Annotated in this window: 16 protein-coding genes; 14 read left to right on the forward strand and 2 right to left on the reverse strand. The window is 66.7% G+C overall.

Annotated elements, in window-relative coordinates:
• Positions 1–20 precede the first annotated feature (20 nt).
• On the reverse strand, positions 21–1031 hold the full coding sequence (locus ACSVDO_RS04210) for a Bug family tripartite tricarboxylate transporter substrate binding protein (protein ID WP_489595051.1): 1011 nt from the start codon (positions 1029–1031) through the stop codon (positions 21–23).
• Between the two features lie 134 nt (positions 1032–1165).
• Here ACSVDO_RS04210 and ACSVDO_RS04215 point away from each other — a divergent pair, with 134 nt between their 5' ends.
• The 14 genes from ACSVDO_RS04215 (at position 1166) to ACSVDO_RS04280 (ending at position 14484) form a co-directional block, all read left to right on the forward strand.
• Positions 1166–1678 carry a MarR family winged helix-turn-helix transcriptional regulator gene (locus ACSVDO_RS04215; RefSeq protein WP_489595052.1) on the forward strand — a complete coding sequence of 171 codons (513 nt, stop codon included), beginning with the start codon at positions 1166–1168 and terminating at the stop codon, positions 1676–1678.
• Positions 1679–1744: 66 nt separating this feature from the next.
• On the forward strand, positions 1745–2998 hold the full coding sequence (locus tag ACSVDO_RS04220; protein ID WP_332533996.1) for a lipoprotein-releasing ABC transporter permease subunit: 1254 nt from the start codon (positions 1745–1747) through the stop codon (positions 2996–2998).
• Positions 2991–3674, forward strand: coding sequence for a lipoprotein-releasing ABC transporter ATP-binding protein LolD (lolD, locus tag ACSVDO_RS04225; protein WP_332533997.1), 684 nt, complete (start codon positions 2991–2993; stop codon positions 3672–3674). The genes ACSVDO_RS04220 and lolD overlap by 8 nt, the downstream gene beginning before the upstream one ends.
• Positions 3675–3688: 14 nt before the next feature.
• Positions 3689–4516 (forward strand): TatD family hydrolase, encoded by an 828-nt coding sequence (locus ACSVDO_RS04230; protein WP_332548767.1) that lies wholly within the window; start codon positions 3689–3691, stop codon positions 4514–4516.
• Positions 4517–4594: 78 nt separating this feature from the next.
• On the forward strand, positions 4595–5137 hold the full coding sequence (locus tag ACSVDO_RS04235; RefSeq protein ID WP_489595054.1) for a DNA-deoxyinosine glycosylase: 543 nt from the start codon (positions 4595–4597) through the stop codon (positions 5135–5137).
• Positions 5134–5904, forward strand: coding sequence for a class I SAM-dependent methyltransferase (locus tag ACSVDO_RS04240; protein WP_332533999.1), 771 nt, complete (start codon positions 5134–5136; stop codon positions 5902–5904). The genes ACSVDO_RS04235 and ACSVDO_RS04240 overlap by 4 nt, the downstream gene beginning before the upstream one ends.
• Positions 5905–5948: 44 nt before the next feature.
• On the forward strand, positions 5949–6299 hold the full coding sequence (locus ACSVDO_RS04245; RefSeq protein ID WP_332534000.1) for a FlxA-like family protein: 351 nt from the start codon (positions 5949–5951) through the stop codon (positions 6297–6299).
• On the forward strand, positions 6283–8076 hold the full coding sequence (tfpB, locus tag ACSVDO_RS04250; protein WP_489595055.1) for a type IV pilus assembly ATPase TfpB: 1794 nt from the start codon (positions 6283–6285) through the stop codon (positions 8074–8076). Before ACSVDO_RS04245 ends, tfpB begins: the two co-directional genes overlap by 17 nt.
• 208 nt (positions 8077–8284) lie before the next feature.
• A complete protein-coding gene (locus ACSVDO_RS04255; protein WP_489595057.1) occupies positions 8285–8773 on the forward strand; it encodes a tripartite tricarboxylate transporter TctB family protein in 489 nt (162 codons plus the stop codon).
• 13 nt (positions 8774–8786) lie between these two features.
• Entirely contained in the window at positions 8787–10298 is a 1512-nt protein-coding gene (locus ACSVDO_RS04260) for a tripartite tricarboxylate transporter permease (protein WP_489595059.1), read from the forward strand.
• Between the two features lie 155 nt (positions 10299–10453).
• Positions 10454–11758, forward strand: coding sequence for a DUF3422 family protein (locus tag ACSVDO_RS04265; protein ID WP_332534004.1), 1305 nt, complete (start codon positions 10454–10456; stop codon positions 11756–11758).
• Positions 11759–11833: 75 nt separating this feature from the next.
• A complete protein-coding gene (locus ACSVDO_RS04270) occupies positions 11834–12631 on the forward strand; it encodes an SDR family oxidoreductase (protein ID WP_332534005.1) in 798 nt (265 codons plus the stop codon).
• A gap of 63 nt (positions 12632–12694) precedes the next feature.
• Entirely contained in the window at positions 12695–13675 is a 981-nt protein-coding gene (locus ACSVDO_RS04275; RefSeq protein ID WP_489595061.1) for a quinone oxidoreductase family protein, read from the forward strand.
• Complete coding sequence (locus ACSVDO_RS04280; protein WP_489595063.1) at positions 13672–14484, forward strand: NUDIX hydrolase; 813 nt, start codon at positions 13672–13674, stop codon at positions 14482–14484. Before ACSVDO_RS04275 ends, ACSVDO_RS04280 begins: the two co-directional genes overlap by 4 nt.
• A gap of 15 nt (positions 14485–14499) precedes the next feature.
• On the opposite strand, the gene ACSVDO_RS04285 is transcribed toward ACSVDO_RS04280, so the two are convergent.
• On the reverse strand, positions 14500–16161 hold the full coding sequence (locus ACSVDO_RS04285; RefSeq protein ID WP_332534008.1) for a Na/Pi cotransporter family protein: 1662 nt from the start codon (positions 16159–16161) through the stop codon (positions 14500–14502).
• Positions 16162–16225 lie beyond the last annotated feature (64 nt).

Here is a 16225-nt window from a genome sequence, read left to right on the forward strand (position 1 = left end):
CTTCTTCTGTGGCAAACGGTTCATTCCATCTTCATGCCCGCGGCCTGTATCACCACGCGGTAGCGCTCGGCAACCGCCTGCAGGCGCTGGGCCGCGGCGTCGCCGGTCAGGCCTTCGTGGAACAGGTCGTTGGCGCGCAGGCGCTCCTGCAGCTTGCCGTCCTTGAGCGCGCGTTCGAGGTGGGCCTGGATCTTCTGCACCAGCGGCTCGGGCGTGCTCTGCGGCAGCCAGACGGCGAACAGCACTTCCTGCTCCAGCGCCTTGTAGCCGAGCTCGCCGACGGTGGCCACCTGGGGCAGCAGCGGGTTGCGCTGGCGCGTGGTCACGGCCAGGGGCACGACCTTGTCGCCCGCAAGATGGGGCAGCAGCGCGGTGGAGCTGATGATGCCGCCGTCGACTTCGTTGGACAGCAGCGCCGTGGTCGCCGGCGCATTGCCTTTGTAGGGCACGTGGTTGACTCTCGCGCCCGTGCTGTGCGCAAGAATGGTCGCGCCCAGGTGGCCTGGCGTGCCGTAGCCGGCCGAGCCGAGATTGAGCGTGCTTTTCTTTCCATGGGCAATGAACTGTTCGAGCGACTGGATGCCGGTCTGCGGGCTCACGGCGACGAGCATGCCTTGCGAGGCCATGACCATCACCGGACGCAGCTCGCTGTTCCTGAACGGCATGCTCTTGTAGATCAGCGGGTTCACGGTCAGCGTGGTGTCCAGGCCGACCAGCCACTGGTAGCCGTCGCCCGGGGCCTTGGCGACCGCGCCGGCGCCGATGTTGCCGCCCGCGCCCGGGCGGTTCTCGACGACAAAGGCCTGGCGCGTCTCGCGCTGCAGCACTTCGCCCAGGCCGCGCGCAATCAGGTCGGCCGCGCCGCCCGGCGCAAACGGCACCACCATGCGCACCGCCTTGGCGGGCCAGGCGGCGGCGTCGCCTGCGGGCTGGGCCGGCGCGGGCAGCGCGGCCAGGCCCAGCGCCAGTGCGATCAGGCCGGGGACCAGGGCCGCACGGGCCAGGCGGGAAGAGACGGTGGGAGAAAACATGGTCGATCAGCTTCCTGCAAAAGGTGGAACACGCGCTTTGCGAAAATCACGCCGCGCAGACCCTGAGCCGCATGCCTCGCACCGGTAGGGAACCCGAATCTAGAAGACCCGGGCTCAATTGTTCTAATCAACCCATGTCCATGAATACCCGCAAGCCTCCCCAAGCCATCCAGCAGATGCTGCTGTTTCGCGTCAGCCGTTTCTTCGGTGCGGCCGGCGGCCTGGCGACGCGCGTCTGCGAAGCCGGGTTCGGCCTGCCGCGCCGCGAGTGGGGCGTGATGGCCACGCTGGCCACGCACGAAGGCCTGCTCTCGTCGGAGCTGGCCGCGCTGGCGCGGCTGGACCGAGCGCGCACTTCGCGCGCGCTCAGCCGCCTCGAGGAGCGCGGCTGGGTGCAGCGCACGCCCATCCAGGGCGACCGCCGCCGGATTGCCGTGCACCTGACCGAAGAGGGCCGGCGCATGTATGCGCTGATCCTGCCGCGCATGGCCCAGCTGCATACCGATCTGGTCGCGGCGCTGGATGACACCGAACTGGCGCAGTTCGATGCCATGCTCGCCCGGCTGCAGCAGCAGGCACAGGCGCTGGAGAACGACAGCCGCTATGCGAGCCTGCCGCGCGTGGAGCGCAGCAAAGGCCAGCGCTGAGCCTATATCCGTAACCTCCCGCGCATTGCCAGGGACATGTCCTGGCAATGCCACAATGCGACCACCATGCAAATACCCTATGAGCTGGCCTTGGGCTGGCGTTACACCCGTGCGGGACGCGCTACGCGCCGCAATGGTTTCATCTCCTTTATCTCCGGTGTGTCCATGCTGGGCATTGCGCTGGGCGTTGCCGCGCTGATCATCGTGCTCAGCGTGATGAACGGCTTCCAGAAGGAAGTCCGCGACCGCATGCTCGGCGTCGTCTCGCATATCGAAATCTTCGCGCCCCAGGGCGCGGCATTGCCCAGCGTCGAGCGCACGCTGGCCGAAGCCCGGAAAAATCCCGCAGTGGTGGGCGCGGCGCCGTTCGTGTTTTCCCAGGCGCTGATCGCGCGCGGCGAAGACATGAAAGGCACGCTGGTGCGCGGCATCGATCCGGCGCTGGAGCACGAAGTCACCGATCTCGCTCCGGCCAACGCCGAGGCGATCAAGCAGCTGGTTCCCGGCGAGTTCCGCGTGGTGCTGGGCGTGGAGCTGGCGCGTTCGCTGGGCGTGCGCACGGGCGATGCGGTCACGCTGATCGTTCCCGGCGGCCAGGTCACGCCGGCCGGCGTGGTGCCGCGCCTCAAGCAGATGACGGTTGCCGGAACGTTCGACTCCGGTCACTACGAATACGACTCGGCGCTGGTGATGCTGCACCACGAGGATGCGCAGCGGCTGTTCCGCCTCGAAGGCCCGACCGGCATTCGGCTGAAGATCAAGGACCTGCACGAGGCGCCCCAGGTGGCGCGCGAGCTCGCCGACTCGCTGACCGACCAGCTGCTGATCCGCGACTGGACGCAGCAGAACAAGACCTGGTTCTCGGCCGTGCAGCTCGAGAAACGCATGATGTTCATCATCCTGACGCTGATCGTCGCCGTCGCGGCCTTCAATCTGGTCTCGACCCTGGTCATGACCGTGACCGACAAGCGCGCCGACATCGCCATCCTGCGCACGCTGGGCGCGAGCCCGCAGAGCATCATGACCATCTTCATGGTCCAGGGAGCGATGGTCGGTGTAATCGGCACGCTCGCCGGCCTGGCGCTGGGCTTGGGCATTGCGCTCAACATCGATGTGATCGTGCCGGCCATCGAGCATGCGTTCAACGCCAGCTTCCTGCCCAAGGACATCTATCTGATCAGCAAGATGCCCAGCGAGCCGCAAAGCTCGGACATCGCGCCGATTGCCGTCATTTCCCTGATCCTGTCGTTCGTGGCGACCATTTATCCCAGCTGGCGTGCCAGCCGCGTGAACCCTGCGGAGGCGCTGCGTTATGAATAATTCCCAAGCTGTTGTATTGCAGGCGCGCGCGCTGAGCAAACGTTTCACCGAAGGCCGGCTCGATGTGCAGGTGCTGCGCAGCGTCGATCTGTCGGTGGCCGCGGGCGAGACCCTGGCCATCGTCGGCGCCTCGGGCTCGGGCAAGAGCACCTTGCTGCACCTGCTCGGCGGCCTCGACGCGCCCAGCGAAGGCAGCGTCTGGCTCAAGGGCCAGGAGCTCAATACCCTGACGCCGCAGGCACAGGGCAAGCTGCGCAACCAGCACCTGGGCTTCATCTACCAGTTCCACCACCTGCTGCCCGAGTTCAGCGCGCTCGACAACGTCGCCATGCCGCTGCGCATACGCCGCCTGCCCGTGGACGAATGCCGCGAACGCGCGCGCCAGATACTGACCCTGGTGGGCCTGCAGGACCGCGTCCAGCACCGCCCCTCCGAGCTGTCGGGCGGCGAGCGCCAGCGCGTGGCGATCGCGCGCGCGCTGGTCACCGAGCCGGCCTGCGTGCTGGCCGACGAACCTACCGGCAATCTCGACCGCAGCACGGCCGACGCGGTGTTCGCGCTGATGCTGGGCCTGGCGCGCGACAAGGGCACGGCGTTCGTGATGGTCACGCACGACGAATCGCTGGCCGCCAGGTGCGACCGCGTGGTGCGCATCGTGCAGGGACAGCTGGGCTGAGCCACGGCGCGGCAATGACGTTCTGGATAGACACCCACTGCCACCTCGACGCGCCTGAATTCGACGCGGACCGCAGCGCAGTGCGTGCTGCGGGTCGCAGCGCGGGCGTGGGCCATTGCGTGATTCCCGCCGTGGAGCGCAGCAACTGGGCCACCGTGCGCGAGCTCGCGCATGCGGGCGGCGACAGCTATGCGCTGGGCATACATCCGCTGTACACGCCCCAGGCGGCCGACGAAGACCTCGATCTGCTGGCGCAGGAGCTGGCCGCAAGGCGCGCCGATGCGCGGCTGCTGGCCGTGGGCGAGATCGGCCTGGATTTCTTCGTTCCCGGACTCGACGCCGAAAGGCAGCTGCAGATCTACCGCGCGCAGATCGCGCTCGCGCGGCGCTTCGATCTGCCCGTGATCCTGCATGTGCGCCAGTCGAGCGACAAGCTGCTGCAGCAGCTGCGCGCCACCCCGGTGCGCGGCGGCATTGCCCATGCGTTCAACGGCAGCGCCCAGCAGGCGCAGATGTTCATCGATCTGGGCTTCAAGCTGGGCTTTGGCGGCGCGGCGACCTATGAGCGCGCGCACAAGCTGCGCCGGCTTGCGGCCGAGCTGCCGCTGTCGGCGCTGGTGCTGGAGACCGATGCTCCCGATATTCCGCCGCATTGGGTCTACACCACGGCCGAGCAGCGCGCCGCGGGGCTGCCCCAGGGCCGCAACAGCCCGGCCGAGCTGCCGCGCATCGCGCAAGTCATTGCCGGGCTGCGCGGCATGCCGCTGGCCGATCTCGCCGTGGCGACCACGCGCAACGCCTGCGCGGCGCTGCCCGGCCTGGCGGCGCTGAATACCGCCTGACCAGCGCGCAGCACTGGTTTCGGGCCAGAATGCAGGCAGATGACTGTGCCGCCGCGATCGCTTTCCCCTTCTGCCGCCATGCTGCCGGCGGACTACGCACGTCTGCAGGGCCTGGCTCCCGTGGTGGGTGCGCGCACCCAATTGCTGGTGCTGGGCAGCTTCCCGGGCGTGGCCTCGCTGGCGCGCCAGCAGTACTATGCCCATCCGCAAAACCAGTTCTGGCGCCTGCTGCAGGCCTTGTGGCCGCAGCATCCCCAGCCCGGCGCGCAGGACTACGCGGGGCGCTGCGCCTGGCTGCTCGAGCGCGGTCTGGGCGTCTGGGATGTGTACGACAGCTGCGAGCGCCAGGGCAGCCTGGACGCGGCCATACGCCGGCCGCAGGTCAATGATTTCGCCGCGCTGCGCGCCCGCTGCCCGCAGTTGCGCGTGCTCGCGCACAACGGCGCCGAAAGCTTTCGCCATGCGGACGCGGCGCAGGCCGCCTTGCACCTGCCCGGCGCCGCGCCGCTGCAGGCGCTGAAGCTGCCTTCGACCAGTCCCGCGAACGCGGGCTGGAGTTTTGAACGTAAACGCGCGGCCTGGCATGAAGCCATGGTCGCCGCTGGATTGGTGACAACGTGACGACCCGCAAGAAAAATGACAGCGTAGAGCTGCCCGAAGTCAGTGTTTCGGACGATGGCGAAGTGCGCCATCTGCACCTGGGCACGCCCTGGATCCAGGGCTCGATGCGGCTCAAGGAGCCGTTCGCGCTCGAACTCGAATATGTGCAGCGCATGATGGCCTGGCTGCTGTTTGTCGACCCGGCGAGCGTGACCAAGCGCTACGCCGTGCAACTGGGCCTGGGCGCGGGCGCGATCACCAAGTTCTGCCACAAGAAGCTGCGCATGCAGACCACGGCCATCGAGCTCAACCCGCAGGTGATCGCCGTCTGCCACAGCTGGTTCAAGCTGCCGCCCAACGGGGCGCGCCTGCAGGTGGTGCTGGCCGACGCGGCCGAGGAGATCCGCCGCCCCGGCTGGGAAGACCAGGTGGATGCGCTGGCCGTCGATCTCTACGACCACGACGCGGCCGCACCGGTGCTCGACAGCGCCGAGTTCTATGCCGACTGCCGCGCGCTGCTGACCGAAGACGGCTGCATGACCGTGAACCTGTTCGGCCGCTCGTCGAGCTACGAGAAAAGCCTGGCCAAGATGGCCGAAGCGTTTGGCGAGGACGCGCTGTGGGCGTTCAAGCCCACGCGCGAAGGCAATACCGTGGTGCTGGCCCAGCGCACCGCTTCGCGCCCGGCGCGCGCCGTGCTCGACGAGCGCGCGCAGATGATCCAGTCGCGCTGGGACCTGCCGGCTGCAAAGTGGCCGCGCGGCTTCAAACCTGTCGTAAAACGCTGAAAGGCAGTGGCGGCAGGCGGGTGAACAGGGGCACAATGGCAGACATGCAAGTCAGCTCCACCTCCTCCACTTCGTCCTCGCCGGCCAGCAACTCCCGCGCCACGGCCAGCCAGATTGCACAACTGCAAAAGCAGATCCAATCCTTGCAGAAAGACCTCAAGGAACTCGCGACGTCCGAGGGGGATGTGAAGGTCAGGCAGGAAAAGCAGAAGCTGCTGCAGGCCCAGATCATGGCCGTGCAGGCGCAGATCGAAGCTCTGCAGCGCGCCCAGCAGCAGGCGCAGCTGCAGAAGGCCCAGGCCCAGCAGCCCGAGGCCAAGACCGAAGAGAAGGACAGCGAGCGCCGCACCCAGGCGGTGAGCACGCTGGGTTCGCAGGTTGACACCTTCGCCTGACGCCGCGCGCCTGGTCGCAGAACGGCCCGAGGCCGGGCTGCTGCAGTGGCGCAGCATCGTGCGCTGGCTGCAGGCCGACGGCATCATCACGGCCGAAGAAGCCGAGCGCACCATCGTGCGCTGCTCGCAGGCCGAAAGCAGCCTGCACCCGCTGGTGCGGCTGGCCCATGTGGCGATGGAACGCGCCGACGGCGCGCCGCCGTTCGATGTCGAGGCGCTGACGCAATACGTGGCCCAGCGCTGCGGCCTGCCTTATCTGCGCATAGACCCGCTGCGCGTAGACGCCGGCCGTGTCGCCGAGACCATGAGCGCGAGCTACGCCGAGCGCCACAAGGTGCTGCCGGTACAGGTCACGCCCGATGAAGTGGTGGTTGCCACCTCCGAGCCGCTGATCGACGACTGGGTCGCCGAAGTCGAGCGCCAGGCGCGGCGCAAGGTGCGCCGCGTCATGTCGAATCCGCTCGACATCAAGCGCCTCACCGCGGAATTCTTCGCACTCGCCAAGTCGGTGCGCGCCGCGCAGAAAACCGGCGGCGCGGCGAGCACCGCGAGCTTCGAGCAGCTGGTCGAGCTGGGCAATACCAACAAGCAGCTCGACGCCAACGACCAGGGCGTGGTGCGCGTCGTCGACTGGCTGTGGCAATACGCATTCGATCAGCGCGCCAGCGACATCCATCTCGAGCCGCGGCGCGAGCAGGGCGTGATCCGCTTTCGCATCGACGGCGTGCTGCACCCGGTTTATCACCTGCCCATGGGCGTGCTCAACGCCATGGTCGCGCGCGTCAAGCTGCTGGGCCGCATGGACGTGGTCGAGAAGCGCCGCCCCCAGGACGGCCGCATCAAAACCCGCAATCCGCGCGGCGTCGAAGTCGAAATGCGGCTGTCCACGCTGCCCACGGCGTTCGGCGAGAAGATGGTGATGCGCATCTTCGATCCCGACAACGCGGTCAAGAATCTCGCCGGCCTGGGCTTTGCGCCGCATGACGCCCAGCGCTGGGAGTCGCTGGTGCGCAGCCCGCACGGCATCATTCTCGTGACCGGCCCCACGGGCTCGGGCAAGACCACCACGCTGTACGCCACGCTCAAGCGCATCGCGACCGAGGAAGTCAACGTCAGCACGGTCGAAGACCCTATCGAAATGATAGAGCCCAGCTTCAACCAGACCCAGGTCCAGACGCAGCTCGACTTCGGCTTCACCGAAGGGCTGCGCGCGCTGATGCGCCAGGACCCCGACATCATCATGGTCGGCGAAATCCGCGATCTGGCCACGGCCGAGATGGCGGTGCAGGCCGCGCTCACCGGCCATCTGGTGTTCTCCACGCTGCACACCAACGACGCGCCCAGCGCCGTGAGCCGGCTGATGGAGCTGGGCGTTCCGTCCTATTTGATCAACGCCACCTTGCTGGGCGTGCTGGCCCAGCGGCTGGTGCGCACGCTGTGCCCGCAGTGCAAGCAGCCCGACGAAGCCGCGGCGCGCGACGACCTGGCCGAAGCGGTCAAGCCCTGGAAGCTCAACGGCGGCTACCGTCCCTATCAGCCCGTGGGCTGCACCGACTGCCGCATGACGGGTTTCAAGGGCCGCACTGGCCTCTACGAGCTGCTCACCGTGAGTGAAGCACTCAAGGAAATGATCCATGCCGCGCCGTCGATCGACGGCCTGCGCCGCCAGGCGGTGGCCGACGGCATGCGCCCGCTGCGCCTGGCCGGCGCGCTGCGCGTGGCCGAAGGTCTGACCACGCTGCCCGAGGTCATAGGCGCGACGCCTCTGCTGGGCTGATTTCAACCCCGGGGGAAACCCTTGGGTGGCTGCGCGCTGGCCCTTCCTGAAATCACGACAACCCAGGCTGCATGCGGGCTGCGGGCCGATTCTCTGCCTCGAAATGTAGTGTTTTGGGAATCGCCTTTGTAGGTGGAATCCACATTCGGACACAACTTTTCAGGCCCCACAATCGCGGCATCGTGATTTCCGTCTAGGAGACATTTTTGTGAAAATCAAGAGTCAAAAAGACTTTTTTTCCGGGTTGATGTTCTTGGTCATCGGTCTCGCTTTCGCGATCGGTGCAGTGGACTACAACGTTGGTACGGGTGCGCGCATGGGTCCCGGGTACTTCCCGCTGATCCTGGGCGTGTTGATGTCCATTCTCGGTATTGCCATCGGCGCCAAGGGCCTGATCGTCGAAACCGCTGACGGCGACAAGATCGGCAAGTGGGCGTGGAAGCAAGTCTTCTTCATCCTGGCTGCCAACTTCGCGTTCGGCATTCTGCTGGTCGGTGTTCCTGCCCTGGGCATTCCCCAGTTCGGCCTGATCGTCGCGATCTACGGCCTGGTGTTCATCGCCAGCCTGGGTGGCTACTCCTTCAAGACCAAGGAAGTTGCCATTCTGGCGACCTGCCTGGCTGTGGGTAGCTATGGGGCTTTCGTCTGGGCGCTGAATTTGCAGTTCCCCGTGTGGCCTAGCTTCATCACGGGTTAAGGGAGCATCGTTCGTGGAACTTCTTGACAATCTGGCACTCGGCTTCGGCGTTGCCTTTACCTTCCAAAACCTGATTTACTGCTTCATCGGCTGTCTGTTGGGTACCCTCATCGGCATCTTGCCGGGCATCGGCCCCGTGGCGACCATCGCCATGTTGCTGCCCGCGACCTACGCTCTGCCTCCCGTGGCGGCGCTGATCATGCTGGCCGGTATTTACTACGGCGCGCAGTACGGCGGCTCGACCACCGCGATTCTGGTGAATCTGCCGGGCGAATCCTCGTCGGTGGTGACCGTGATCGACGGCTACCAGATGGCGCGCAAGGGCCGGGCGGGTCCCGCGCTGGCGGCTGCCGGTATCGGTTCGTTCTTCGCTGGTTGCGTCGGCACCATCATCCTGGCTGCGTTCGCTCCTCCACTGACGGAAGTCGCGTTCAAGTTCGGTCCTGCTGAATACTTCTCGCTGATGACCCTGGGCCTGATCGGCGCCGTGGTGCTGGCTTCGGGTTCGCTGCTCAAGGCGATTGCCATGATCGTGCTGGGCCTGCTGTTCGGCATGGTCGGCACCGACGTGAACTCCGGCGTTGCCCGCTACAGCTTCGATATCCCTGAACTGACCGACGGCATCGACTTCGTCGTGATCGCCATGGGTGTGTTCGGTTACGGCGAAATCATTGCCAACCTGTCCAAGCCAGAAGACGAGCGCGAAGTGTTCACCGCCAAGGTGACGGGTCTGATGCCTACCGCAGAAGACTTCAAGCGCATGATTCCCGCAATGCTGCGTGGTACGGCTCTGGGTTCGGCTCTGGGCATCCTGCCTGGTGGCGGCGCAATGCTGTCGGCCTTTGCTGCCTACACCATCGAAAAGAAGACCAAGCTCAAGCCGGGCGAAGTTCCTTTCGGTCAAGGCAACATCCGTGGCGTGTGTGCTCCCGAGTCGGCCAACAACGCCGGTTCGCAGACTTCGTTCATTCCCCTGCTGACGCTGGGCATCCCCCCGAACGCCGTGATGGCGCTGATGGTGGGCGCGATGACGATCCACAACATCCAGCCTGGTCCCCAGGTGATGACCAGCAACCCCGAACTGTTCTGGGGCCTGATTGCCTCGATGTGGCTCGGCAACCTGATGCTGATCATCTTGAACCTGCCGCTGATCGGCGTCTGGATCAAGCTGCTGACGGTTCCTTACCGCTGGCTGTTCCCCGCCATCGTGCTGTTCTGCGCGATCGGTGTGTACGGCACGAAGAACAGCGAGTTCGACGTGTGGATGGTCGGTATCTTCGGTTTCGTGGGCTACGTGTTCCACAAGCTGGGCACCGAACCCGCACCGCTGCTGCTGGGCTTCATCCTGGGCCCGATGATGGAAGAAAACCTGCGCCGTGCGCTGCTGCTGTCGCGCGGCGACTGGAGCGTGTTCGTGACGCGTCCCATCTCCGCGAGCTTCCTGGCACTGGCCGTGCTGCTGCTGATCATCGTGCTGATGCCGGCAGTCAAGAACCGCCGCGAAGAAGCCTTCGTCGAAGACTGATGAAACTGCAGGCCCCACGCGCTGGGGCTGGCACAACGGAAACGGCACCTTCGGGTGCCGTTTTTTTTCGTCCCTGCGCGGCGCCGGAAAATGTCGACCACCATGGCTGCGCCGCTGCGACAGGCCACAATAGGGGTTGGTATCACAAGGTTCCCATGCTTGCTCCGACTCCCCCGGCGCAGCACCCGCAGCGGGTGCTGCTGCACAATGAAATCCATGCGCGTCCCGCCGAAGTGATGGCCGCGCCGCTGGCCATCACGCAGGTCGTGATGTGGGCCGACGCCGCCCAGCGCGAAGCCAGCCGCAGCCATGTGGCGCGCCTGCTGCGCGACCACCATCAATCTCCACCCGACGACAGCACCACGCATCTGCGCTGCGACCTCGGTGCGTTCCGCCTGCGCTGGGAGCTGCACACCGAATTCGTTTCCTGGACCTTCACCGTGGCACTGGACGACGCCAGCGAACTCGACGCGCGCGCGCCGCGCAGCGCGCTGTCCCAGGTGCCGCGCGAATGGCTTGCGGCCCTGCCGGGCCAGTGCCTGAGCAGCCTGCACCTTTGGGCGCTCACGCCCGCCCAGGAGCAGGGCCAGCGCCTGGTGCGCCACATGCTGCACGAGGAGAACGTCGTCGCTTCGGCCGTGGTCGACGGCGCGGCGCAGCTGTTCACCGATTTTTCCATTCACGCCGACGGCAGCTCGCGCATGCTGGTGTTTGTCCAGGAGCCGATGTCGCCGCAGCGCCTGGGCCGGCTGGTGCAGCGCCTGCTCGAGATCGAGGCCTACCGTATGGCCGCGCTGCTGGGCCTGCCGGCCGCGCGGCGCGCGGCCGAAGTGCTGGCCACCGCCGAGCGCGACCTCGCCGAGCTGGCCCAGGCGATACGCCTGGCCGACCGCGACAGCGAGCCGCTGCTGCTCGATCGCCTCACGCGGCTCGCGGGCCAGGTCGAGAGCGAATACGCGGCCACGCACTCGCGCTTTTCGGCGAGCATGGCCTATTTCGAGCTGGTCGACCGGCGCATCCACGACATCAGCGAAACGCGGCTGCCGGGCATGCAGACCATCCAGCAATTCATGGACCGGCGGCTGTCGCCCGCGCGCAGCACCTGCGAATGGGCCACGCGCCGGCAGAACGCGCTGTCCGAGCGGGTCTCGCGCGTGAGCCAGTTGCTGCGCACCCGCGTCGACATCGAGCAGCAGCAAAGCAGCCAGGCGCTGCTGGGCACGATGAACCACCGCCAGGGCATGCAGCTGAAACTCCAGTCCACCGTCGAAGGCCTGTCGGTCGCGGCCATCACCTATTACATCGTGGGCCTGGTGAGCTACCTCGCCAAGGGCGCGCAGAAGATAGGCTGGCCCTGGTCGCCGGAGTCGACGGCGGCGGTGGCGATTCCGGTCGTGGCGCTGGGCGTATGGTGGTCGTTGCGACGGCTGCACCACAAGCTTTTTCACGGCCGCGGTTGAACCCGGGCGCAACTATATTCAATGACAGGCGCGACCCGAGGGCGCGCGATTTTTCAACGGCAACGGAGGTTTTCCATGGATTTGGGTATTGCAGGCAAGTGGGCGCTGGTATGCGGCGCGAGCAAGGGTCTGGGCTATGGCTGCGCGCAGGCGCTGGCCGGTGAAGGCGTGAACCTGGTGATCAACGCGCGCAACCCCGAGGCGCTGGCCGAAGCCGCGGCGCGCCTGGCGGCGCTGCCGGGCGCGGGCAAGGTGATTGCCGCCGCCGCCGACATCACCACGCCCGAAGGCCGCGCAGCGGTGCTGTCGGCCGCGGGTGGCCCGGGCGTGGACTTCGACATCGTCGTGACCAATGCCGGCGGCCCGCCACCGGGTGATTTCCGCGACTGGGACCGCGACGCCTGGATCAAGGCCGTGGACGCCAACATGCTCACGCCCATCGAGCTGATCAAGGCCACCGTGGACGGCATGGCCGCGCGCGGCTTCGGGCGCATCGTCAACATCACGTCGAGCGCCGTGAAGGCACCGATCGACATCCTGGGCCTGTCGAACGGCGCGCGCAGCGGCCTGACCGGTTTTGTCGCCGGCGCCGCCCGCAGCTCGATCGCGGGCAAGGGCGTGACCATCAACAACCTGCTGCCGGGCAAGTTCGCCACCGACCGCCTGCAGGGCACGATGCAGGCCGCGGCCAGCAAGACCGGCAAGAGCATCGACGAGATCAGCGAAGCCAGCATGAAGCAGATTCCCGCGCGCCGCTTCGGCAATGCCCAGGAATTCGGCGCGATCTGCGCTTTCCTGTGCAGCCAGCATGCGGGCTACATGACGGGCCAGAACATCCTTCCGGATGGCGGCCTGTACCCAGGCAGCTTCTAAGCACCAGCAGCCCGGTCGCCGTACCGGGCTGTTTTACTTGCAACGCGTTGGAGGAGACAGGCAATGAACATGGCAGTACAAATCGCCGCGCCCGGCGGACCCGAGCAATTGCAACTGGTCGAGGTCGCGGTAGGAGAGCCCGGTCCGGGCGAAGTGCGCATACGCCACAAGGCGATAGGGCTCAACTACATCGATGTCTATCAGCGCAGCGGCCTGTATCCGCTGGCCATGCCCCTGAACCTGGGCATGGAAGGCGCGGGCGTGATCGAGGCCGTGGGGCCGGGCGTTGCGCATCTGCAGGTCGGCGACCGCGCGGCCTACACCAGCAATCCGCCGGGCTCGTACTGCGAAGCGCGCGTCATGCCCGCCGATCGCGTCTGCCGCCTGCCGGACGACATCGATTTCGAGACCGGCGCGGCGATGATGCTCAAGGGACTCACGGCGCAATACCTGCTCAAGAAGGTCAAGCCGGTCGAAGGACTGGAAGCCGGAGACTTCGTGCTGTTTCATGCGGCCGCGGGCGGCGTGGGCCTGATTGCCTGCCAATGGGCGCGCGCCCTGGGCCTGCAGTTGATTGCCACGGCCGGCAGCGACGAGAAATGCCAGCTGGCCCTGGCCAACGGCGCGGCCCATGCCATCAACTACCGCAGCGAGAATTTCGCCGAGCGCGTGCAGGAGATCACGGCCGGCGCGGGCGTCAAGGTGGTCTACGACTCGGTCGGCAAGGACACCTGGGAAGGCTCGCTGCAGTGCCTGCGCACTTTCGGCCTGATGGTCTGCTTCGGCAATGCCTCGGGGCCGGTGCCGGCGTTCGCGCCTTCGCTGCTCGCCGCGCGCTCGCTGTACATCACGCGCCAGACGGTCTACAACCACATCGCCACGCGCGCATCCTGCCAGGCCATGGCCGACGAGCTGTTCGCCGTGGTGCAAAGTGGCGCCGTGAAGATCCATATCGCCCAGCGCTATGCGCTGCGCGACATCCAGCAGGCCCACCGCGACCTCGAGGCGCGCAAGACCACGGGCTCGACCATCCTGACCCTATGAGCGCCTCGCCGGTTCCCGAATGGGTGGCGCGCACGCGCGCCATCGCCTGCGCCGCGCCGCTGCAGCCGCGCGAGACGCTGCATGTCGCGGGCCATGCCGTGGGTTCGGTGCAGCGCGGCCTGCTGCCCGATCTGGGCCTGGACAATCTGCGCGCCATGGGCATAGCGCTGATGCAGCGGGACGGCGCCTGGTGGCTGCAGGCCGAAGCGGGCGACAGCGCCACGCTGGCGCTCAACCGCCTGGCCCAGGTGCTGCGCGCCGACGGCCGCTGCGGGCCCTGGCGCGATGAGCAACTGGCGGTGCGCAACGCCCAGGGCGAGTCCATCGCCACCGTGGAGCGCGGCGCGGTGCGCGTGCTGGGCCTTGCCACGCTGGCCGTGCATCTGGTCGGCGTCGCGCCCGACGGCCGGCTGTGGGTGCAGCAGCGCGCTGCCGACAAGGCGATGTTTCCCAACCGCTGGGACACGCTGATGGGCGGCATGGTGTCGGCCCAGGACGATCTCGATACCGCGCTGGCGCGCGAGACCTGGGAAGAGGCCGGACTGCGGCTGGACGCGCTGCACGAGCTGCGCCATGGCGGATTCTTTGAACTGAACCAGCCCAGCGACGAAGGCGACGGCTGCGGCTATATCCGCGAGCGCATCCACTGGTATGTGGCGACCGTGCCCGACGGCGTGCTGCCCGACAACCAGGACGGCGAAGTCCAGGGATTTGCGCTGCTGCCGGCCGATCAGGTCCAGGCCTGGGCGGCGCAGGAGCGCTTCACGCCCGAGGCGGCGCTGGTCTGGGCGGGATATTGGGGCTGGTAGACAGCCCCGACCGGTTCATTCCTGCTTTGCCAGCGGCTTCTCACGCAATCGGCTGGGCGCGAGCGCTCCGGCCGATTCGAGGATGGGATAGGCCACAGAGCACAGCAGCGAGTTGATGCGCTTGAGTTCGCTGATCATGTCGATGTGCAGCGAGCTGGTCTCTATGCTGGGCATGGTGTTGTCCGACAGCCGCGCGAGGTGGGAGGCCGAGTAGGCGAGTTCCAGGTCGCGAAAGCGCGCCTTTTCTTCCAGCAGCTTCTGCGCGTCGCGCACGTTGCCCGTGAGGAAAACGCTCATTGCCAGCCGCAGGTTGTCGAGCAGGCGCGCGTGCAGGTCGTTGATTTCCTGCATGCCGGCCGCCGAGAACTGCCGGCCCTTCTTGATCTTCTTGGCTTCGATGTCCTGCAGCACGCGCTCGATCAAATCGCCGATCTGCTCCATGTTGATGGTGAAGCTGATGACTTCGGTCCAGCGCTGGCCTTCCTTCTCGTCGAGCTCGGCGCGCGAGATCTTGGTCATGTAGTACTTGATGGCCGAATACAGCTCGTCGACGGTGTCGTCGAGATGGCGCAGCTCCGCCGACAGCTTGAGGTCGTCGTTGACCAGCACCTTGTGCATGCCTATCAGCATGGCTTCGACGATGTCGGCCTGGTGCAGCGCTTCGCGCGCGGCGCAGGAAATCGCCAGCGAGGGCGTGGACAGCGCCGAGGCGTCGAGGTGGCGCGGACGCAGCGGATTGCCCGAGCCCGGCGCGGGCTTGGGCAGCAGCGTGGTCACCCATTTGGCGACCATGTTGGTCATGCCTATGAAGAACAGCGTGTTGAAGATGTTGAACGCGAGGTGGAACAGCACCACGTTGCTCGCGCCGTCGCCGATGAGGGGACGCACATGCTGCATCCACGGGCCTATGGCCGGCAAGGCCAGCGCCACGCCCATGATCTTGAACAGCATGTTGCCCACGGTCACCTGGCGCACTTCGACGCTGGACTTGGCCGTGGTCAGCACCGCGACCAGGCCACTGCCCAGGTTCGCGCCCAGCGCCAGGCCCAGCGCGACTTCGAGCGGCACGGCGCCGGAGCTTGCCATGGCGGCGATCAGCAGCACGATGGCCAGGCTCGAATAGGCCATGACCGCGAGCACCGCGCCCATCAGCAGTTCGAGGAAGATATCGCTGGTCATCGAGCCCAGCAGCGTGCGTATGACGTTGGACTCGACCAGCGGCTCGGTGGCTTCGACCACCAGGCGCAGCGCCAGCAGCATCACGCCCAGGCCGATCAGCACGCGGCCTATGCGCCCTGGCGTGCTGTCCTGGCGCGTGATGAACAGCACCACGCCGACGAAGATCAATAGAGGCGAGAGCCAGGACAGGTCGGTGGCGAACAGCACCGACATCATTGCCGTGCCCACGTCGGCGCCGCGCATCACGGCCAGCGCCGAGGGCAGGGTGATCAGCCCCTGGCCCACGAAGGACGAGGTCATCAGCGAGGTCGCGGTGCTGGACTGAACCAGCGCGGTCACACCGATGCCCGAGAGCACCGCGGACACGCGGTTGCCCATGCTGCGGGCAAGGAGGTTGCGCAGGTTCGCACCGAAGACGCGCAAGACCCCGGTTCGAACCATGTGGGTGCCCCACACAAGCAGTGCAACGGCGGCCAGTAGGTTGAGTAAGTGTTTCATGGGCAGAACCAAGCACTATAGCGCGGTGGCCGAGTCTGTGCCGCGAGAGTGGTTGAAATGGCGC

This window comes from Comamonas sp. DB36 (assembly GCF_057914905.1).

Excerpts from the sequence above, each read along its gene's own strand:
- ACSVDO_RS04210 (WP_489595051.1), bottom strand. The coding sequence starts at position 1,031 with ATGTTTTCTCCCACCGTCTCTTCCCGCCTGGCCCGTGCGGCCCTGGTC.
- ACSVDO_RS04215 (WP_489595052.1), top strand. The coding sequence starts at position 1,166 with ATGTCCATGAATACCCGCAAGCCTCCCCAAGCCATCCAGCAGATGCTG.
- ACSVDO_RS04220 (WP_332533996.1), top strand. The coding sequence starts at position 1,745 with ATGCAAATACCCTATGAGCTGGCCTTGGGCTGGCGTTACACCCGTGCG.
- lolD (WP_332533997.1), top strand. The coding sequence starts at position 2,991 with ATGAATAATTCCCAAGCTGTTGTATTGCAGGCGCGCGCGCTGAGCAAA.
- ACSVDO_RS04230 (WP_332548767.1), top strand. The coding sequence starts at position 3,689 with ATGACGTTCTGGATAGACACCCACTGCCACCTCGACGCGCCTGAATTC.
- ACSVDO_RS04235 (WP_489595054.1), top strand. The coding sequence starts at position 4,595 with ATGCTGCCGGCGGACTACGCACGTCTGCAGGGCCTGGCTCCCGTGGTG.
- ACSVDO_RS04245 (WP_332534000.1), top strand. The coding sequence starts at position 5,949 with ATGCAAGTCAGCTCCACCTCCTCCACTTCGTCCTCGCCGGCCAGCAAC.
- ACSVDO_RS04265 (WP_332534004.1), top strand. The coding sequence starts at position 10,454 with ATGCTTGCTCCGACTCCCCCGGCGCAGCACCCGCAGCGGGTGCTGCTG.
- ACSVDO_RS04270 (WP_332534005.1), top strand. The coding sequence starts at position 11,834 with ATGGATTTGGGTATTGCAGGCAAGTGGGCGCTGGTATGCGGCGCGAGC.
- ACSVDO_RS04275 (WP_489595061.1), top strand. The coding sequence starts at position 12,695 with ATGAACATGGCAGTACAAATCGCCGCGCCCGGCGGACCCGAGCAATTG.
- ACSVDO_RS04280 (WP_489595063.1), top strand. The coding sequence starts at position 13,672 with ATGAGCGCCTCGCCGGTTCCCGAATGGGTGGCGCGCACGCGCGCCATC.
- ACSVDO_RS04285 (WP_332534008.1), bottom strand. The coding sequence starts at position 16,161 with ATGAAACACTTACTCAACCTACTGGCCGCCGTTGCACTGCTTGTGTGG.